Annotated in this window: 16 protein-coding genes and 1 riboswitch; of the genes, 6 read left to right on the top strand and 10 right to left on the bottom strand. The window is 65.1% G+C overall.

Annotation, left to right across the window (positions count from 1 at the left end):
* Nucleotides 1-39: 39 nt before the first annotated feature.
* Nucleotides 40-552, bottom strand: a complete 513-nt coding sequence (locus U5A52_RS28195) for a hypothetical protein (RefSeq protein ID WP_321937018.1) — start codon at nucleotides 550-552, stop codon at nucleotides 40-42.
* 273 nt (nucleotides 553-825) lie between these two features.
* Between U5A52_RS28195 and U5A52_RS28190 the strand changes: the two genes are divergently transcribed.
* Nucleotides 826-2,418, top strand: coding sequence for an EAL domain-containing protein (locus U5A52_RS28190; protein WP_321937016.1), 1,593 nt, complete (start codon nucleotides 826-828; stop codon nucleotides 2,416-2,418).
* Between the two features lie 17 nt (nucleotides 2,419-2,435).
* Here U5A52_RS28190 and U5A52_RS28185 read toward each other — a convergent pair whose 3' ends face one another.
* The 3 genes from U5A52_RS28185 to U5A52_RS28175 all read right to left on the bottom strand — a co-directional run bounded on the left by U5A52_RS28185 (nucleotide 2,436) and on the right by U5A52_RS28175 (nucleotide 8,242).
* Nucleotides 2,436-3,989 (bottom strand): methyl-accepting chemotaxis protein, encoded by a 1,554-nt coding sequence (locus tag U5A52_RS28185; protein WP_321937015.1) that lies wholly within the window; start codon nucleotides 3,987-3,989, stop codon nucleotides 2,436-2,438.
* A gap of 221 nt (nucleotides 3,990-4,210) precedes the next feature.
* Nucleotides 4,211-5,500, bottom strand: a complete 1,290-nt coding sequence (locus tag U5A52_RS28180; protein ID WP_321937014.1) for a voltage-gated chloride channel family protein — start codon at nucleotides 5,498-5,500, stop codon at nucleotides 4,211-4,213.
* A 93-nt stretch (nucleotides 5,501-5,593) separates the two neighbouring features.
* A riboswitch (Fluoride riboswitch) is annotated at nucleotides 5,594-5,665 on the bottom strand.
* Between the two features lie 66 nt (nucleotides 5,666-5,731).
* Nucleotides 5,732-8,242: a penicillin acylase family protein gene (locus U5A52_RS28175; RefSeq protein ID WP_321937012.1), complete on the bottom strand. Its 2,511-nt coding sequence runs from the start codon at nucleotides 8,240-8,242 to the stop codon at nucleotides 5,732-5,734.
* A 203-nt stretch (nucleotides 8,243-8,445) separates the two neighbouring features.
* On the opposite strand from U5A52_RS28175, the gene U5A52_RS28170 reads away from it, so the two are divergent.
* Nucleotides 8,446-8,649, top strand: coding sequence for a DUF3079 domain-containing protein (locus U5A52_RS28170; RefSeq protein WP_321913323.1), 204 nt, complete (start codon nucleotides 8,446-8,448; stop codon nucleotides 8,647-8,649).
* A gap of 9 nt (nucleotides 8,650-8,658) precedes the next feature.
* On the opposite strand, the gene U5A52_RS28165 is transcribed toward U5A52_RS28170, so the two are convergent.
* Nucleotides 8,659-9,438, bottom strand: a complete 780-nt coding sequence (locus tag U5A52_RS28165; RefSeq protein WP_321937010.1) for an SDR family NAD(P)-dependent oxidoreductase — start codon at nucleotides 9,436-9,438, stop codon at nucleotides 8,659-8,661.
* A gap of 152 nt (nucleotides 9,439-9,590) precedes the next feature.
* Between U5A52_RS28165 and U5A52_RS28160 the strand changes: the two genes are divergently transcribed.
* Nucleotides 9,591-10,487 carry an AraC family transcriptional regulator gene (locus U5A52_RS28160; protein WP_321937009.1) on the top strand — a complete coding sequence of 299 codons (897 nt, stop codon included), beginning with the start codon at nucleotides 9,591-9,593 and terminating at the stop codon, nucleotides 10,485-10,487.
* Between the two features lie 106 nt (nucleotides 10,488-10,593).
* Here the strand turns inward: U5A52_RS28160 and U5A52_RS28155 are convergent, their stop codons facing one another.
* From U5A52_RS28155 to U5A52_RS28140, 4 genes are all read right to left on the bottom strand, one after another.
* Nucleotides 10,594-11,373, bottom strand: coding sequence for an ABC transporter substrate-binding protein (locus U5A52_RS28155; protein WP_321913320.1), 780 nt, complete (start codon nucleotides 11,371-11,373; stop codon nucleotides 10,594-10,596).
* Between the two features lie 287 nt (nucleotides 11,374-11,660).
* Complete coding sequence (locus U5A52_RS28150) at nucleotides 11,661-12,692, bottom strand: GGDEF domain-containing protein (protein WP_321913319.1); 1,032 nt, start codon at nucleotides 12,690-12,692, stop codon at nucleotides 11,661-11,663.
* Between the two features lie 167 nt (nucleotides 12,693-12,859).
* Entirely contained in the window at nucleotides 12,860-13,132 is a 273-nt protein-coding gene (locus U5A52_RS28145; protein ID WP_321937007.1) for a hypothetical protein, read from the bottom strand.
* A 166-nt stretch (nucleotides 13,133-13,298) separates the two neighbouring features.
* A complete protein-coding gene (locus U5A52_RS28140; protein WP_321937006.1) occupies nucleotides 13,299-14,429 on the bottom strand; it encodes a GGDEF domain-containing protein in 1,131 nt (376 codons plus the stop codon).
* Nucleotides 14,430-14,696: 267 nt separating this feature from the next.
* Here U5A52_RS28140 and U5A52_RS28135 point away from each other — a divergent pair, with 267 nt between their 5' ends.
* A complete protein-coding gene (locus U5A52_RS28135) occupies nucleotides 14,697-15,188 on the top strand; it encodes an LEA type 2 family protein (RefSeq protein WP_321913316.1) in 492 nt (163 codons plus the stop codon).
* Between the two features lie 285 nt (nucleotides 15,189-15,473).
* On the top strand, nucleotides 15,474-16,442 hold the full coding sequence (locus U5A52_RS28130; protein ID WP_321937004.1) for a hypothetical protein: 969 nt from the start codon (nucleotides 15,474-15,476) through the stop codon (nucleotides 16,440-16,442).
* Nucleotides 16,443-16,583: 141 nt separating this feature from the next.
* Here U5A52_RS28130 and U5A52_RS28125 read toward each other — a convergent pair whose 3' ends face one another.
* Nucleotides 16,584-17,429 carry a helix-turn-helix transcriptional regulator gene (locus tag U5A52_RS28125; RefSeq protein WP_321913314.1) on the bottom strand — a complete coding sequence of 282 codons (846 nt, stop codon included), beginning with the start codon at nucleotides 17,427-17,429 and terminating at the stop codon, nucleotides 16,584-16,586.
* 80 nt (nucleotides 17,430-17,509) lie between these two features.
* Between U5A52_RS28125 and U5A52_RS28120 the strand changes: the two genes are divergently transcribed.
* Complete coding sequence (locus tag U5A52_RS28120) at nucleotides 17,510-18,403, top strand: SDR family oxidoreductase (protein ID WP_321913313.1); 894 nt, start codon at nucleotides 17,510-17,512, stop codon at nucleotides 18,401-18,403.
* Nucleotides 18,404-18,428: the final 25 nt, after the last annotated feature.

Below are 18,428 nucleotides of genomic sequence, written 5' to 3'. Positions count from 1 at the left end.
GCCGTGCCAAATTGCGCGTGTAGTTGAACGGGACCCGCTTCAGAATCCGCGCCTCAGGTTACGGTCGCGCATCGGGTCCGGCGTCTTTTGCGTGAGCCGCAAGATGCCCTGATTGTCGAAGTAGAAGTGAAACATCATGTAGTCGATGTTGTTCTCGACGTAGCGGTAGGACCAGACTTCCCGCTGCATGCGCGAAAAGTATGCTGTCTCCGCGGGCCGGCCGAAATTGATCAGGACATCGTCGCGGGTCCACTCGTTGACTCTCGCGCGATTGAATTCGCTCTCCTGCATGACCTGGCGCACGCTCACGACCTTGCCGTTCGTGTCGATGTCGGCAACGGTGTTCGTCGTGCCCATCGGCTGGGTCGGCCACATGAGCCGTTTGCCGCCGTCCGGCAGGTTATAGGTTTCGCGCGGCGGCCCAAGACGCGCGATCAACGCGGACTGGTCGGTGCCGGGCACGATGCTTTGCCACGGTTGGGCGCAGCCGGCCACGAGCGCCATCACGGCGGCAAGCCACGCGCGCTTCACGATGTTGGACAGCGTCCCCATTCACGCACCCCTGAGCCACGCGCCTGGCGGGCAACACGTGCAGATCATGCCGGGCGCGGCAGATGCGGACAATCGGACCATGGTCCTACCGCCAAGCCACCCGTGGCGGCGGCGGGGCAGCGCGGCGCACGCGTTTTCCCGTTGAAAACGAAGCGCCAAAGTGTATGCTTTGCTCTGATGTTCGGGCTCCAGAATACCGGCGGCGCGCCCGCACGAGCGCGCGCGTCCCGTCCGCGGTTCGTTCCCTAACGTTCCCTACCCCCGGGGTGCGGAATGATCAAGCGCATCACGCTGATTGCGGCTTCGGTCGCCCTTGGGTGCCTCGCCACCCTCGGCCCCGTTTTCACGAGTCTTTACGTCGCCAACAAGGACGTCCAGCGGCGCGACCGTGACGAGCTCGGCGAGTTCGCCAACAAGGCGGTTATGCGCACGGACCTCGTCACGTACCAGGCTTTTGCCGCCCTTTCGGACCTGGACCGGGAACCGGGTGCGCCTTGTTCGCCGTCCAACCTCGAACAGGCCGCGCGCGTCATCTACAACTACCGGTATGTTCAGGATGCCGGCACCTACGCCGAAGGGCGCTATCTCTGCTCTCCGCTGCTTGGCGACGTGCGCAACAAGGACCTCACACTGCCGCCGCCCGACTATCGCAGCAACGACGGCTACCTGGTGTGGTTCCTGCAGAAGAGCCCGTTAAGCGAGGCCCGCAAGGACATTCAGATCGGCCGCAACGGCCACTACGTCTCCATCGACCCGGGCTCCTATGTCGATCTCATCGATCCGGCGAGACGCCCCATCGCCGTGGTCCAGATTACGACGGGCAAGCTGCTCGCCGTCTCGGCCGGCGCAGATCCGGACGACATGCTCGAAGCGTGGAAACATGGCGGCGACGTGAAGAGCGACGACTGGAATTACGCGGTCGCGCAGTCGTCGACGCGCCCGCTCGGGGTCGTGGTGAAATCGCCGCGCAGCAGCGTTGCGGGCGACTGGCCCAAACTGCTCGCCGCGTGGCTGACCATCGGCGTGTTCGCGGGCGCAGCGCTCGGCTGGCTCGCCTACAAGCGCGTCACGCGGCAGCTCTCGTTTCCCGCAACGCTGTCCTGGGCCATTTCACGGCGCAAGATCGACGTGGTTTTCCAGCCCATCGTGAGGCTAGCCGACAACCAGTGCGCCGGCGCCGAAGCGCTGGTGCGCTGGACGCTGAACGGTCGCGCCATCTCGCCCGACGTCTTCGTGCGCGTGGCCGAAGACAATCACCTCATTCAGCCTTTGACCGATCTCGTGCTCGAAAAGACCATCGCGCAGCTCGGCAAATTGCTGGCCGCCAATCCGTCGTTTTATGTCTCGATCAATGTGAGCAGCGAGGATCTGCAAAGCCTGCGCTTTCTGAACCTCGTTACCGCATCGCTCAAAGGAACAGGCATCGCGCCCGCGCAAATCCGCATCGAGGCGACCGAGCGCAGCTTCATGAACGCGGAAGCCACGCGCAGTGTCATTGCGGCGTTCCGAGCCGCCGGTCATCCCATCTATATCGACGACTTCGGCACCGGCTATTCGAGCCTCGCGTATCTGCAGACCTTCGAGATCGACGTGCTGAAGATCGACAAGTCGTTCGTCGATACGATCGTCCAGGATACCGCTTCTAGCGTGGTCGCGCCGCACATCATTTCGATGGCCCACGAGCTGGGCCTGCAAATCGTGGCCGAGGGCGTGGAGACGGGGGCACAGGTGACGTGGCTGCGCAACAAGGGGGTTCAGTACGGACAGGGCTGGTATTACGCGAAAGCGATGTCCGCCGGCGATCTCGCGAAATGGCTGGGCAAGCATCGCGTGCCGCGTGAGGCGAACAGCATGCCGGCGATTTAAACGCAGCAGAGAACGGCTTAATTCGCAAACCTGAATACCGAAACGGCCTGCTGCAACTGCGCCGCCTGATCGGCCATCGAGCTTGCGGCAGCGGCCGCCTGCTCGACCAGCGCCGCGTTCTGCTGCGTGACCTGGTCCATTTGCGCCACCGCCCGGTTGACCTGCTCGATGCCCGTGCTTTGCTCGCCCGAGGCGGCGACGATTTCGCCCATGATGTCCGTGACGCGCTGCACCGCCTCCGTTACCTCGACCATCGTCGAGCCCGCGCGCTGCGCCAGCGTTGCGCCGTTTGCAACGCCCGCCGTCGAGGCTTCGATCAGCTCCTTGATCTCGCGCGCCGAAGCCGCGCTGCGCTGCGCGAGCGCGCGCACCTCGCCCGCCACGACCGCGAAGCCGCGCCCCTGCTCGCCGGCGCGCGCCGATTCAACGGCGGCGTTGAGCGCAAGAATGTTGGTCTGGAAAGCGATTTTCTCGATCGTCGCGATGATATCGGTCATGCGCTTCGCGTCCTGCGCCACCTCGCCCATTGTCCTCGCCACTTCGCTCACCAGTTCGCTGCCGCGCGCCGCAACCTCCGAAGCGCCGCGCGCGAGCCCGCCCACCTGTCTCGCGTTCTCGGCATTCTGGCGCACGGTCGAAGTCAGTTGCTCCATGCTCGTCGCAGTTTCGCCGAGCGACGCCGCCTGCTCTTCGGTGCGTTGCGAGAGATCTGTGTTGCCTTGCGAGATTTCGCGGGCAGCAAGAAGGATAGAACCGCTCGAGTCTTGAATGTTGGCGACGATGCCAGTCAGTTGCACACGCATCTCGCCCAGCGCGTGCAACAGACTACTCGAATCGCCGGGTCGCATTGTTACGGATACCGAAAGGTCTCCGGCTGCAATACGGCCTGCAATTTCCATGGCGTAAGCCGGCTCGCCGCCCAGTTGGCGTGAAAGCCGCCGCGAAATCAACCAGGCCAGCAGCGCGCCGGTCGCGACCGCCCCGAGCAGAATCGCAATGACGAGCGCGCGCATATGCTGGAATTGCGCTGTGGCTGCGGTCTGCGCGTTTTTCGCCTCGCGTTGCAGCGAATCGATCAGCGCGGCCACGCTGTCGCCCAACGCAACGCTCGCCGCAATCGCGCGGCGCACGAGTTCGGCGTTGTCCACGCCTGCGGGCACGGGCGCGAAGCCGATTTGCTGATGCACGATCGCTTCCCATGCGGAGGTCTTCTTGAGCACGTCGTCATAGAGCGCGCGGTCGCCAGCCGACACGCCTGCACCGGCGTAGCGATCGAGCGACTCATGCATGCGCTTGAGCTGCGCGACGATGTCTTCCTTCAGATGGTTGCGCCCCGCTTCATCGGCGTAGCCCAGATTCGCCGCGTCGAGGTCAGTGCTCAACTTGCTGCGCGCCGCTTCCTCCAACCAGAACTGGCCGCTCATGTGCCGGTTGCAGATTTCATCGGCAATATCATGCATCGACGCCAGCGACGAGACGCCGGCAATACCCACGGCCACCGCAAATACGATCACAACGGCGAATGCTGTCAGCAGCTTTTTGAACACCGTCATGCGATCGAGCCACTTCATGGCTGTCCCCTTATTCGATTCCCTGTTATGTGGCTCACGGCGAGACCCTGCCTCGACGCGAGCGCGGCAAGCTTGACTCATCCCCCACACCAAGGGTAGGAGGCGAACCGATATAGGGAGAATCAGCCAGCGCTTCTGGCGTCGTCCGCTCACTTCTGCTAACGAGCCCGATGCGCTTCGCTTTCAGGTGGACAAGACAACGATGACGCGATGCCGGAGACTCAATCGCTGCTCCGTACACGGCGCAACGCGGGAATGTCCGAAAGACGCATGCCAGCGGGCAAAAGCGGATGCTTCGCCTGCCCTACGCGCTGCGCGCGGTAGATGCCCGTGTGGCCGGAAAACAGATAAGCCACCACGCAGGCCAGCGCCGCATACACGCCAATGTCGGCGCCAAACAGCTCGATTGCCATGACCGTCGAAGCGATCGGCGTGTTGGCGGCGCCAGCGAATACGGCAACGAAACCAAGGCCCGCGAGCACCGGCATCGGCAAGGCCAGCACATGCCCCAACGCATTGCCGAGCGTCGCGCCGATATAGAACAGCGGCGTGACTTCGCCGCCTTTGAAGCCCGATGCCAGCGTCACGACGGTGAAGCCGAACTTGCCCGCGAAGTCGTAGACGGGCAACGGATGATTGAACGCTTCGACAATGGTCGGAATGCCCAGGCCGAGATACTGCGGCACGTTCAGCGCGGTAGCGGCAAGCGCCACGACGATACCGCCCACGAACGGACGCGCCGGCGCGTAGGCAATCTTGCGCTTGATGAACGCCGAGAGCGCGTGGGTCGAGTCGGCGAACAGCATGCCCACTACGCCGAATGCGATGCCCGCGAGAATGGCCGAGCCAAGTCCGAGCGGCGTGACATGCGGGACGAACGCAATGCTATAGACCGTGTGATGGATGGCCCACGCGCGGCACACCTGGTCCGCGACCAGCGACGACGCCACGCAGGTCAGCAGCGCGTCGTAACGCAGGCGCCCGATTGCGAGCACTTCCAGCCCGAAGATCGCGCCGGCCAGCGGCGTGCCGAACACCGACGAAAAGCCCGCTGCAATGCCGCCCATCAGCAGAATGCGGCGCGCTTCCCGGTCGAGGCCGAAAACGTGCGTGACCCGGTCGGCGAGCGCGCCGCCCATCTGCACGGCCGTGCCTTCGCGTCCGGCCGAGCCGCCGAACAGATGCGTGACCACGGTGGCGACGAGCACGAGCGGGGCCATCCGCTTGGGCACGATTCTTTGCGGGTCGTGGATTTCGTCGATCAGCAGGTTGTTCCCGCCTTCCACCGGCTTGCCGACACGGTGATAGACCCAGCCGGTCGCGAAGCCGGCAACGGGCAGCAGCCAGAGCAGCCAGGCATGGACGACGCGGATGTCGGTTGCGCGATCGAGCGCATAGAGGAACAAGGCGGAGGCGCTGCCCGCCAGGGCGCCAAGCACGGACGAGAGCAGCAGCCAGCGCGCGAGGTACGGAACCATCGCGAACTGCTCGATAGACTTCAGGGATTTCATTGCGGTCCAGGTTTGCGTTTGCTTGCACGGTTGCAAATCACCTGGGCGACAGGGGGGGCGTCGCGTGGACGGCCTACGACCTCCTGCACCCAGGAACTCGTAGGCATCATCAGCGCTGCGGGAACGCAGGGCGGTTACGGGAGGAATGCCATCTCCGAAAGCCCCGTGATTTTATGCGACAACATAAGACGCTGCAACAGGATCGTCGCCGCGCTCGCGAACCTGCGGGCCTCAGTTTTGAGCCTGCTGTGCGCCGGCCGGGACGAGCTTGAGCGTATGAACGGCGGTACCCGGCAGGAACGGCGCTGCGTCGCCACGCACCCATGTTTCATGTCCCGCGACAAAGTACGGCGACATGGGATTACCCGACTGCCCGCCCGGCATCTCAAAGATCCCGTCCTGCTCGCGCCCCGGCGACACCGCAAAACGCTCGGACGCGCCAAATGCCGGCGACTGCACGCGCGGCATGTTGGAGTCGCCCGGCAACGGGTCATGCGGCGCGCTGAGCCAGCCGCGAACCCACGGCAGCCACTCCGGCACCATGCGCGCGAACGGATGCGCAATTGCCGCGCGGTTGCGCTCGCCCCAGCGTGCGTCTTCGAGCTTCGTGCCATTCGTGCCATTCGCACCATGCGGCAAGCTAGCGATCGTATGGTCGATACGGTCCAGCATGAACGCGCGCCAATCCGCGAAGGCTCCTGGTATCCAGGCGCGATCGTCGGCGAGTGTCTCCATCGTCGCTTCGTAACGCGAGTTCGCCGCGCGATAGCTGAGGTCCGGCGCAATCGCGGCCAACTGTTTGTCCAGTACACCGAACCATGCCTGGTAGAGCGAGTCGTAGAACGCGCGCACGAGCCGGTAGCCGACGGCATCCACATCGGCGCGGCCGTCCCACGCCTGGACCAGCCGCTGGAATTCGGCGCGTTTGGGATGACCGTCGAGTGCGCGCGCATCGAGCGCGTCCAGCGCGACACGTCGCCAGTACTCGATCCAGAACGCGCGGTCGTCGGTCTGCACCGCGAGCAGGTCGCGCTCGCTCGCATGCGGCAGCGCGAACAGGTCGTTGCGAATCTGCGTGGCGCGCGCGCCGAGATCCGTGCCGGCGTCGCCGATGCGCGCCACGTCCTCCAGCGGCACGGTACGGTTGTTCGCGGTCCAGATGCGCCCGGCCGGCGGATCGACGCGCACCGGATACGCATCGGGCGAACGGTACCCTTGCCAGCCGGCATACGTTTCGGAGCGGTACGGCAAGCTCGCGAGCGCCGCCGCGCCGCCGTCGGCATCCGCGAAGCGCGGCAGCGGCCCGGCAAGCGTCCAGCCGATATGGCCTTGCGCGTCGGCCACCATGAAATTCTGCGTCGGCAAGCCAAAGGTCTGCGCGGCGCGCAATGCGTCGGCGACGTTCGTGGCGCCTTCGAGCTGCATGAAGTTCATGTTGGTCGCCTGTGGATCCTGCGCGACCCAATGCAATGCATAGGCGTGCTCGCCGACAACGAGTTGCGGCCCCCAGCGCGTTTGCACGACCGGCAGATCGACGCTCGCGCCGCCGTTCACATCGAGGCGCTCGTGGATCAGCCGCGCCTTGTCCCATCCGCCGCCCGGCACCCGGTAGCGCAAGGGATCGGCAGGATCACGCTGAAGTTCGACCAGATCGACGAAGCGCGCATAGCTGTTCGTAAAGCCCCACGCGATATGGCCGTTGCTGCCGGCCACGACGGACGGCGTACCCGGCAGGCTGACGCCCGTGATACGCCGCTCGCCGCCATCGGGGGCGGGATACACGAGCGAGAGGCGGTACCAGACGTTCGGCAGCGCGAGGCCCAGGTGCATGTCGCTCGCGAGCAGCGCGCCGCCGTGCGCGCTATGCGCGGCGTCGACCGCGAAACCGTTGCTGCCGACCATCGAATCGACCGCGTTCTCGCCGCCGACGAAACCAGGCACGCTGCTGAGAAGCGAAGTGGCGTCGGGATCGAGATCGGCGGCGGACCGCGTTGCCGGAAGCCACGATGGCGGCGCGGCGGGCAACGCCGCCGGCGGTTGCGGCAATGCGCGCTGCCCGTCGAGCGGGGCGTCCCAATGGCTCGTTTCAGGCAGCAGGAACGCAAGCAGGTCGGCGGGCACGCGCTCGCGCAGCGCCGCACGCGAGAGCACGCGCCTCACCTGGTCGTACTGAAGATCGAAGTACATCGCGTAGACGGTGAGCACCGTGTCCTCGGGACGCCACGGCGCCGGTTGCGTGCGCAACAGCCAGTACTCGAACGGCCGCGCGCGAAGCGAGCGCAGGCCGTCGTTGACGCCCGCCGTATAGCGTTCGATCAGTTCCCGCTGGTCAGCGGAGAGCGCGGCGAGCGCTGCCTGGGCGTGTTCGCGAAAGCGCAAGGGCCGGTCGCGGCGGTCCAGAGGCAACGCCGCCGGTCCGATGAGCGCCGCCATCTCGCCAGCGGCGACCCGGCGCAGCAAATCCATCTGAAAGAAACGATCCTGTGCGTGAAGGAAGCCGCTCGCATACGCGAGGTCGCCGCGCGTGTTGCCCTGTATCGTCGGCACGCCCAGCGCGTCGCGCTCGATCGTCACGGGCGCGGAGAGCGGCGCGGCACGCGTGCCGTCCAGTTGCGGCAAGCTGCCGCGCAATGTCAGCCAGCCCGCCAGGACCCCGGCAACCAGAACGACGACGACAGTACCCAACACAATCAGCGGCCACGCGCGGCGGCGCTTTTGCGGAGAAAGGCTCGAACGGGTCATGGCGGCGCATGCGGGTCGTTTTGATTAGCGCCTCCGGGCGCTGCGACCGGATCGGCCGGCCGCCTTACGACCATAGCATGACGCTGCGACAATCTGCAGCAGCCGCGCTTGCTGGGCGTGACACTCTGCCATCTGCCACTGTGGCGCGCGAGGACGACAATGTTGATATTGCGTCCTTTCCGGGATCGCACCGGGACGACATCATGGCAAAGAAGTTTCCGATTCACCCCCAGCACCCCGAGCGCCTGTGCTGGGGCTGCGACCACTACTGCCCCGCCGGCGACATGCGATGCGGCAACGGCCAGAGCCGCACGCAGCATCCGGCCGAACTGCTCGGCGACGACTGGTTCGAACAAGGCGACTGGGGCATCGAAGTCGACGCGACCGGCAAAAGCGTCGCGCTGTGACCGGCGAAATCAAATATGCATGCCGCCAGCCACCTCGATGCGCTGCGCGTTCACCCACCCAAAGTCATCCGACAATAAACCCGCGATAACCGGCCCCACGTCAGTCGGCAATCCCGCGCGGCCGAGCGCGGTGTGTTCCGCCACCGCTTTATTGACCTCCGGATTGTCCCGCACGATGCCGCCGCTAAAGTCGGTCGCAATGGCGCCTGGCGCGACGACGTTGACTGCGATTCGGCGCGGCGCGAGTTCGAGCGCCATATAGCGTGTGAGCGCTTCGACCGCCGCCTTCATCGGCCCATAAATCGCGCGGCCCGGAAACGCGAAGCGCGCAAGACCCGAGGAGACGTTCACAATCCGGCCGCCGTCATGAATGAGCGGCAGCAGCTTTTGCGTCAACAGAAACGGCCCCTTGAAGTGCACCGCGAACTGCGCGTCGAGTTCCGCTTCGGTGCCGGCTGCAAGCGTGGCTGTGGAAGAAATTCCGGCGTTGTTCACCAGATAATCGAAGCCCGTGGCGCTCAGCGTTCCGAGCGCTTCTCGCAGGCGCGCAACGAAGTCGTCGAACGCGCCAGAATTCGCCATGTTCAGTTGCAGGGCGATCGACTGGCTCCCCGCCTCTGCAACCTGCGCACAAACCTTCTCGGCCTCGGCCCGATTGGTGTTGTAAGTAAAGACCGTGCGGACGCCGCGGCTTGCCAGCCGCAGAACGGTGTCGCGGCCAATGCCGCGGCTGCCGCCGGTGACGACCGCGATTTTCGGGCCCGACTGACTGCCGTTGTTCGTTGCCATTTGGCACCTCTCGCTAGTGTGGATGGCTTCGATTCTCCGCCTGGCGCCACCGGCGAGTGAATACCCGAACCTGCCCGATTCTTGCCTATTCCTGCTTCGCTGACTAACATGCCTCGGCGCCCTTTCCCTCTAGCGATCCTTAGCGAGCCGCCATGACGAACGAACTGGCCGCCGCCCTGCTGCGCTACACGCAAACGCAGCCCGGCACGAGCCCATACAGCACCGCGGTCGACGGACTGCTCATTCTGCGCTCCGACCACCCCGCGCCGCCCACGTTTCGCGCGGCGCGCCCGGCATTGTGCATCGTCGCTCAAGGCGCCAAATGGGCCAGTTTCGGCGGGGCGCAACTCGAATACCGGGCAGGTCAAGCGCTCGTGGTCGGCGTTCAAACGCCGTCGCGGGGCCGGGTGTTCGAAGCGAGCCCGGACAAACCTTGCCTGGTTCTGATACTCGAACTGGACCTGGCCATGCTGCGCGCCGTGGCGAAAGAGATGTCGCCTGCGCCCGCGCCGGCGGCAGAGGCGAGCCGCGGCGTGTTCGTCGCGAACTTCGACGGCCCGCTTGCCGATTGCGCGCTGCGCGCCGTGCGCCTGCTGGAGACGCCCGACGCCATCGCCATGCTGTACCCCATGCTCATGCGCGAGATCTGCTACTGGCTGCTAAGGGGTCCGAATGGATCTGAAATCGCGCGGCTCGCGTCGACCGAAAGCCCTTCTCTCAGCCTGCTGCGCGCGGTGGAAAAGTTGCGGGAGCGGTTTGCCGAGCCCGTGCGGGTGGAAGACCTGGCGGCGCTTGCCCAGCTCAGCGCGTCGGCGTTTCACCGCCAGTTCAAAGCGCTGACGGGGCTGCCGCCCCTTCAATACCAGAAGCAGTTGCGGCTACTGGAAGCCCGCCGACTGCTGCTCTCGCTTTCGATGAGCGTACAGGCCGCCGCATTCGAAGTGGGATACGAGAGCGCCTCGCAGTTCAGCCGGGAATACACGCGGATGTTTGGCGCGCCACCGAAAAAAGACTCGACCCAGGCGAAGGCAATGCGCGAGGCCGCTTAGATGACATAGGTGGCATAGGTGACTTAGGTGGCTTAACTGGCGTATGTGACACGCGGCGCGAAAGCGATGCGTCCGCTTTCGCGCCGTGCGCGTCATCGATCAAACGTCACTTGCCATACACGTCGAAGTCGAAGTACTTCTTCTCGATCTTCTTGTACGTCCCGTCCTTGATGATGCTGGCAATCGCGCCGTCGATCTTCGTCTTGAGCGCGGTGTCTTCCTTGCGCAGGCCGATGCCGGCGCCGTTGCCAAGCGTCGCCGGATCGTCGAGGTCGCCGCCCGCGAAGCTGTAGCCCTGGCCGCGCGGCGACTTCAGGAAGCCCACTTCGGCCTGCACGGCGTCTTGCAGCGCCGCGTCTACGCGGCCGGCCAGCAGGTCCTGATAGACCTGATCCTGGTTCTGGTAAGGCACGACCTCCACGCCAGCCGCCGCCCAATGGGCCTTGGCGTAGGTCTCCTGAATCGTGCCCTGCTCCACGCCCACGCGCTTACCCTTGAGCGATTCCGCGGTCGGCATGATGCCCGAGCCCGTCTTGGCGACGAGACGCGTCGGCGTGTTGAACAGTTTGTCCGAGAACGCGATCTGCTCTTTGCGTGCGGGGGTCATCGACATCGACGAGAGCACGCCGTCGAACTTGCGCGCCTTGAGCGCCGGGATCATGCCGTCGAAGTCGTTTTCGATCCAGACGCATTTCGCATTCAGACGGTGGCAGATCTCGTTGCCGAGATCGATGTCGAAGCCAACCAGTTTGCCGTCCGGTGCTTTCGATTCAAACGGCGGATAGCTCGCATCGACACCAAAGCGAATGGTGTCCGCCGCAAATGCTCCGGAGCTGGCCGTGACGGAGATCAAGGCAATAGACACGGCTGCAAACAACTTTTTCATGGGATCCCCCTAGGTTCTGGATATACAGGGTGGTCAAGACATGGACTCCGCCCGCAGGGTTGCGGCACGGACGTTCCCCAGCGGCGCGCGCCGCAAGCGTGGTCGACGCTGCGGGTGCACCTGCGCCGGGCAAGGTAGCAGTCCAGAATACACGCGTCGAGATGTCAAAAACACGCGGAAACACCTATGGCGCGGGAGAACCCTGGGAGAAACGCAGGCCGAATAGGGCCAACCCGCTTGCCTGGCAGGGAAGACCCTTAACCGGTCGCAGGAGGAGTGAAGGCGGCTTATCCGAACGTCCAGTTGCTCTTGCCCGCGCGAGCCGCGCGCCGCAAGCGCTTGACACGGTACATCTCATGGTCCGCCTGGTCGAGCGCCTGCTGCGCGCTCACGAAGCGAACCGCCACGCATCCGGCGGCCGCCCCCCCATATTGCAGACGCATGTTCGGCAAGGTGTATTCCCCTGCCGTCACTGAGGAAACATGGCTCGCGACGGCTTCGGCCATGCTCGCCGCCTGATCGTAATCGGCCGGCCCCGATGCAACGAATGCGAACTCATCGCCGCCAATGCGCGCAAGCAGACCTCGATCGGCAGTCGCCGCCAGCAAACGCCCGGCGCACGATTGCAGGAACTGGTCACCCACCGCGTGGCCGCGTTGATCGTTTAGCTCCTTGAAGCCGTCCAGGTCGATCATGCAAACCACGACATACGAGCCGTCCGAAGCGGCCTGCGCCATCAGGCGGCCGAGTTCCTCATGCAGCGCGCGCCGGTTCGGCAGCTCCGTCATGTCGTCGATCAGGGCGCGTTGTGCGAGGTGCTCATTGGTGAGCGTGAGTCGTTCGATGAGCCGTTCGCGCTCGATATGCTCCGAGATCAGTTTGGCAAAGACGTTGAGCGCGCCGCGCGCCCGTGAGCTGACTTCGCGGCTCTCGCGGCTAATGCCGCATAGCGTACCGATGACGGCGCCGCCTTGCGCGCAGACCGGCGCGCTGGCATAGGTGCAGATCCCGAGTTCGGAGGCCGCGCGCGAGTCGCCCCAAATGTCCCTGACGTTGCTGACCACGCGCCGCCCGCTTTCCAGACTGCGCTTGCACAAAGTGTCGAACCACTGAACCTGCAAGCCCTCCATGATCTCCACGTCGCCGTCGTTGCGCGAATAGAGGACGGTCTGCACCTCGCGGCTGAAGTCGACCGATGTCAGGTAGGTGGACTCAAGTCCGGTCAATATTCCAAGCATCTCGAGAAGCGGCCGCACGAGACCTTCCAGATTCTGGGCCGCAACAACCTTCTGGGAAAGGCGCTCAAGCAATTCATCCATATTGGCTATTCACTGTAAAACAATTGAAACCCTGTTTTGGCAACGGTCCTTCCAGCCGGGTTTTTGTGCGAATTACAGTAGCAGGTTTTTTATGACGAATCCACGCCGCTTTATCCCTCGCTTTTTCCCTCGCTTTTTCCCTGATTGCGGGCGAGCCTATTAGCGCATTAGAAGCGCGGCACCGGCTGAACGATGTGACGGAATTCGCGACGGACTTCGCGGCGAAACTTGCGGCGGACTTCGCGAAGCCTCCAGACGCGGCGGCGCGAGCGGGCCGCACGCGTGCCCGCACTGTCGCGCAATCGGGACAGCGTGCTTTCCGCCTCGATGGCCGCTGTATCGAAAGCGCTGCGCGAAAGATCGATCAAAGCGGGCGAGTCGGGGTTTCGCTCATCGGGAACGAACACACGGGCGAGTTCGAAAAGAATGCGCTTGAACATGGGCGGATATCCGGCATGACCACCGTTGCGGACGCCATTGCCCGAGAAGTGATTGACTTGCCCGGTACGACGCGCCGGGCCGCACGAAGCCGGCGTCGATGCCGGTTTCGTCAGCGAGAATTCTCCGTGGAATAAATTTACCAGGCAAGCATTTATGCAGCGCGATTCAACGGGATTCGGCCAGGTAGCGCGCTTCGCCTTCTTCGGCATCCGATGTCATGATGACGCGATTGCGCCCCGCGGCCTTCGCGACATAAAGCGCAGCGTCGGCCCGCACCATCGCGCTCCCCAGTGTATCGGCCGGCACGAACCGGCCAACGCCTGCGCTAAGCGTGCAGTGCACGCCTTCGGCGGACGACCGTTCGACAGCGAGCCTCAGCGCATTCGTCAACGTCGCTGCGTCGTGCTTTTGCGCGTAGGCGAACAGGATCGCGAACTCTTCGCCACCCAGCCGGCCGAACAGATCGCACGATCTCAACTGGCCAGTGACGACCGAGGCAACGTGCGAAAGAATACGATCGCCCACCGCGTGGCCGAAGCCGTCGTTCACGGCCTTGAAATTGTCGATGTCGAGAATCGCGATCGACAAGGGATCGCCCTTCTCCCGCGCTTGCGAAAGCAGGACTTGCGCGCGGGCGATGAACTCACGGCGCGTGAGTGCGCCCGTCAGTTCGTCGATCGTCGCGAGCTTTTCCATTCTCCCGAGGATCCGGTCGTGAGCGAGCATCACCATGCCGATCGACATGCAGGGCAACGTGAGGATGGCGAGCCCGAGCAGCGCCACGTTCCACGGCGAGGGCTGCACAAACGAAAGTGACGGCGCGGCGCCGAAGACAATCGCACCGATTCGCGCGACATAAACGAGCGCGCCGAGCCCGGCGGCCACGGCGATGAACCGGCATGCGTAGCGCGTGCCCTCGCGCGAGGCGTGCCGAAGCGCCAGCGTGGCCACCGCGAGCCGCCCGTAGATCAGGCCCAGCGAAACGAGCACGCCCCTCGCGTCGACGTTGGGCGACACCCACGTGAAATACACGAGCGCCGCACAAATGACGACAAGCGCCACGGATTCCGCGCCCCACACCGCACGCTGGCCGAAGAACTGGCGCGTGCCCTGCACGAGCAGCACCGCGGCGCCCAAGGTCGCGATCGAAGCGCCGGCAATCGTGATCCCGCCGGCGTGCGGCGCGGAGGTCACAATCCACGTGGAGGCGGCGGCGAGCAGCGCATAGCCCAGACACCAGCGGACCACGCCCGGCACGGCGGTTCGAATCAACGAGCCCAGGATGGCGACGCTCATCAGGCAAGATACGATCAAGATCCCGAATAGAGCGAAGGCGCTGAGCATGAGAACGGGCCGGGCAACGAAAGGAGAGAATCGGGACGCGCGCGCGATCGACGAAAGCTAATTGAAAATAATTTAAGCTGCGAGTCACGCATGACACAGAAGCGCCGGGGACATATCGTATCGCAGGTTTCGCCTGGATCAATGCAGCTACGTGAAACCCGTGACGGATCGACGCTACACTAAATGGCTCCTGAGAACGCTACGAACGAGGGACTTCCCATGCCAGCACATGACACCGGCCGCGCAGTTCGACTTATCTGCGCCCTGCTTTGCGTGGTCTTCTGGCTCGGCGCATGCGCGGGGTTGGGCAAGGACGCGCTGCAAGTCAGCGTGGCGGGGCTCGAGCCGCTACAGGGCGAAGGCATGGAGATGCGCTTCAACGTGAAGCTGCGCATCCAGAACCCCAACGACGCGCCGGTCGAATTTAGCGGCGTGTCGCTGCAACTCGATCTTAACGGTCAGTCGTTCGCCAGCGGCGTAAGCGATCAAAGCGGCGTCGTGCCGCGCTTCGGAGAAACGGTGCTCGTCGTGCCGTTGACCGTGCCGGCATTCTCCGCCGTGCGCCAGGCTTTCGCTCTTGCGGGCGGGGCGCAGGCGGGCAGCATTCCCTACGAAATACGCGGGCGCCTGGCAGGCGGCATAGGCGGCGGCACGCGCTTCGTCGACCACGGCAAGCTTTCGCTGCCGACCGGGGGCCTGCTCGGCCCGTGACGCAGCGGCCGGCGGCGCGATATGCCGCCGCGGCTAGCCGCCCCGCTCAAGCGCAGCCGCCCGCACAGCCGGGCGCGGAGCGGCTTCTATCGGCACCTCGTGAAACCCATCGGCCTTGACCGGTTCACGGCCGTACTGGCATCTGCACGCCCGGCCCAAAAGCTGCTGACAAGCACACCGACACCCAGCCCCCGACGCGCGGCACGCTTCCTGCGCTGCGACTCTCGACCCGCCTGCCACCGCCTCACTGCGCTGCGCAGGCTCACGACCGAAAAGGGGGGCGCCATGGAAGACATCGATCGACTTGCGGCTGAATACGCCACGGCACGCGCCGCGGAGCAGCCAATTGGACGCGTACGCGCCGCCGTTTCCTGGAGCGCGATCCTGGCCGGCGCGGTGGGCATGGCCGCCTTTTCCCTCATTCTGCTCACGCTCGGCACCGGCCTCGGCCTTTCGTCCCTCTCGCCATGGCCCGGGAGCGGCGCGCACGCGAAAACCTTCGGTGTGGCGGCCATTATCTGGATCTGCGTCACGCAAGTGATGTCCGCCGGCCTCGGCGGTTATCTTGCGGGGCGGCTGCGCCGGCACTGGCCCGGCATCGGCACCGACGAGACCCACTTTCGCGACACCGCGCACGGCTTTCTTGCCTGGGCGCTCGCCACACTCTTCTCCGCCGCTATCCTCACGTCGGCCATTTCAGGGCTCGCGCGCGAGGGCGTGAACGTAGGCGCGCAAAGCGCCGAACGCATGGCGAGCGGCACTGGCGCGCTCAACCGCGGCAATGCCCTCGCCGCCTACAGCACCTGGCCCATGGGCTATCTGATCGATGCCATGCTGCGCCCGGCCGCAGGCGCTGCGGCACCCGCCGCAACGGCGGGCGCTTCAGGCGCTTCGGACACCTCGGGTGCCGACCAGGTCTTCGCGACCGCGCAACAGAAACAGGAGATTGCGCGCATCTTTCTCAACAGCCAGCCTGCCAGCGGCACGCTTTCGCCCGAGGACAGCGACTACGTGGCGCGCATCGTGGCGCAAAAAACCGGGCTCTCGCCGGCCGATGCCCGCGCCCGCGTCACGACCACCTGGTCGCGCTTGCAGGAAAAGGCGCAAGCCGAGGAAAGCGCCGCGCGCGCCGCGGTGGAAACGGCCCGCAAGGCGAGCGTCCGCGTGACGTTGTGGCTCTTCATCTCCCTGCTGATCGGGGCATTTGCCGCGAGCCTGATGGCGACGATCGGCGGCCGGATGCGCGAGTTTTGAAGCGACCTTTATCGACATGGCAATGACGCCAATATCCGAACCGCGAGGAGGCTGACATGCGCTCGATTCTTCTTTATCTGCTAGGCGTTCCGATCCCGATCATCATTCTCATCGCGCTCTTATGGCATTGAAGCGGCGGCGTTACGACTGCTCGATTAGCGCCTTGATGCGCTCGGCCTGCTCCGCATCGACCGGGTTGTACACGATCATGTGGAGGTCCGGCCGCCCATCGACGGAAAACGCCGACTGCTCCAGCGCGATCAGCCCGAGCGTGGGATGGTGCAGGCGTTTGACGTTGTCGGCTTCTGCGTGCGTAGGCACTTCGTTGTCGCGCCATAGGGCGTCGAACTCGGGGCTGACGCTGCACAGTTCCTCGACGAGTTCACCTACCGCCGAAACGAGGCCCGCGCGCGCCACGTCGGCCCGGAACGCGCCCACCACGAAACGGGCCACGCTGTCCCAGTCGTGCTGCTTGGCGCGCACGTCCGGATTGCAGAACAGAAAGCGCAGAATATTGCGCTGCCCGGGCGGCAGCTTGCCGTAGTCGGTCAGCACGATGGCGGCGGCGCGATTCCACGCCACGACCTCCCAGGTGGCCGTCTTGACGATGGCCGGGCTGAAGCGCAGCGAGTCGAGCAGGCGTTGCAGCCGAGGATTGACGCCGTCCACGGCCTTGTAGCGGACTTCGGGCGGGCGCCCGAGCCCCACCATGAAGAGGTGCTCGCGCTCCGGATCGGTGAGCATCAGCGCGCCGCATAGGCGCTCGAGCACCTCCGGCGAAGGCGCGCCGCCGCGCCCCTGTTCGAGCCACGTGTACCAGGTCGGACTGATGTTGGCGCGCTGCGCCACTTCTTCGCGGCGCAGCCCCGGCGTGCGCCGGCGGCCGCTGAAGCCAAAACTCGCCGGGTCGAGCCGCGTGCGGCAACGCCTCAGGAAGTCGCCGAGCGAGCCCGCCGAATGAATCGGAATGGAGAGCCTGTTAGTCATCTTAATATGATGAGCTCACTACTTTAACGGTATAGAAAATTTGGAGATAGTACGCCAGTCATGACCCTGGAGAGATGACCATGCGTATTTTTCTGACCGGTGCGACCGGCTTCATCGGCTCGGCGCTCGTGCCGGAACTCATCGAAGCCGGCCACGAGGTGATCGGCATGACCCGCTCGGAAGCCGGCGCGCAGGCGCTCGCCAAGGCGGGCGCGCGCGTGCATCGCGGCACGCTGGAGGAGCCGCAGACATTGCGCCGTGGCGCGGAGCAGGCAGACGCCGTGATCCATACCGCCTTCGATCACGACTTCTCGCGCTTCGTCGAGAACTGCGAAAAGGACCAGCGCGCCATCGCGGCGCTCGGCGCCGCGCTCGCCGGCTCCGATCGACCGTTGCTCATCACGTCCGGCACCGGCGTCGGCAGCGGCGCGCACGGCGAACTAGCGAGCGAAGATGTCTTCAATGCGAGCCATCCCAACCCGCGCATTGCGTCCGAACTGGCCGCGCACGTGCTGCTGGAACAAGGGCTCAATGTGGGCGCGGTGCGGCTGCCGCAGGTCCACAATCCGTTTCGGCAGGGGCTCATTACGCCGCTCGTCGCGATCGCGCGCGAAAAAGGCGTTTGCGCCTACGTGGGCGACGGCCTGAACCGCTGGCCGGCTGGCCATCTGTCCGACGTCGTGCGCCTGTACCGGCTCGCCGTGGAAAAAGGACAGCCCGGCGCGCGTTACCACGCGGTCGGCGAAGAAGGCGTGAGCAGCCGCGCAATAGCCGAGTCGCTGGGCCGCGGGCTCGGCCTGCCGGCCGTTTCGATCGCGCCGGAGGACGCGGCCGCGCATTTCGGGTGGATGGGTATGTTCGTCGGCATGGACATGCCTGCTTCGAGCGCGCTCACCCAGGCGCGGCTCGGCTGGCGCCCGACCGGTCCGACGCTCATTGCCGATCTGAACGAAGCGCGCTTTGCTGAGGTGTGAGCTTCAGGTCGAGCCGGATGCCTCC

Source organism: Paraburkholderia sp. J8-2, from assembly GCF_905220195.1.
In the GTDB taxonomy this organism is placed as follows: Bacteria; Pseudomonadota; Gammaproteobacteria; order Burkholderiales; family Burkholderiaceae; genus Paraburkholderia.
Note: the sequence above shows the minus strand (reverse complement) of the source record. Positions and strands in the feature narration are given on the sequence as shown.

Coding starts and splice junctions, on each gene's coding strand:
- U5A52_RS28195 (WP_321937018.1), bottom strand. CDS start 552: ATGGGGACGCTGTCCAACATCGTGAAGCGCGCGTGGCTTGCCGCCGTG.
- U5A52_RS28190 (WP_321937016.1), top strand. CDS start 826: ATGATCAAGCGCATCACGCTGATTGCGGCTTCGGTCGCCCTTGGGTGC.
- U5A52_RS28185 (WP_321937015.1), bottom strand. CDS start 3,989: ATGAAGTGGCTCGATCGCATGACGGTGTTCAAAAAGCTGCTGACAGCA.
- U5A52_RS28180 (WP_321937014.1), bottom strand. CDS start 5,500: ATGAAATCCCTGAAGTCTATCGAGCAGTTCGCGATGGTTCCGTACCTC.
- U5A52_RS28175 (WP_321937012.1), bottom strand. CDS start 8,242: ATGACCCGTTCGAGCCTTTCTCCGCAAAAGCGCCGCCGCGCGTGGCCG.
- U5A52_RS28170 (WP_321913323.1), top strand. CDS start 8,446: ATGGCAAAGAAGTTTCCGATTCACCCCCAGCACCCCGAGCGCCTGTGC.
- U5A52_RS28165 (WP_321937010.1), bottom strand. CDS start 9,438: ATGGCAACGAACAACGGCAGTCAGTCGGGCCCGAAAATCGCGGTCGTC.
- U5A52_RS28160 (WP_321937009.1), top strand. CDS start 9,591: ATGACGAACGAACTGGCCGCCGCCCTGCTGCGCTACACGCAAACGCAG.
- U5A52_RS28155 (WP_321913320.1), bottom strand. CDS start 11,373: ATGAAAAAGTTGTTTGCAGCCGTGTCTATTGCCTTGATCTCCGTCACG.
- U5A52_RS28150 (WP_321913319.1), bottom strand. CDS start 12,692: ATGGATGAATTGCTTGAGCGCCTTTCCCAGAAGGTTGTTGCGGCCCAG.
- U5A52_RS28145 (WP_321937007.1), bottom strand. CDS start 13,132: ATGTTCAAGCGCATTCTTTTCGAACTCGCCCGTGTGTTCGTTCCCGAT.
- U5A52_RS28140 (WP_321937006.1), bottom strand. CDS start 14,429: ATGAGCGTCGCCATCCTGGGCTCGTTGATTCGAACCGCCGTGCCGGGC.
- U5A52_RS28135 (WP_321913316.1), top strand. CDS start 14,697: ATGCCAGCACATGACACCGGCCGCGCAGTTCGACTTATCTGCGCCCTG.
- U5A52_RS28130 (WP_321937004.1), top strand. CDS start 15,474: ATGGAAGACATCGATCGACTTGCGGCTGAATACGCCACGGCACGCGCC.
- U5A52_RS28125 (WP_321913314.1), bottom strand. CDS start 17,429: ATGACTAACAGGCTCTCCATTCCGATTCATTCGGCGGGCTCGCTCGGC.
- U5A52_RS28120 (WP_321913313.1), top strand. CDS start 17,510: ATGCGTATTTTTCTGACCGGTGCGACCGGCTTCATCGGCTCGGCGCTC.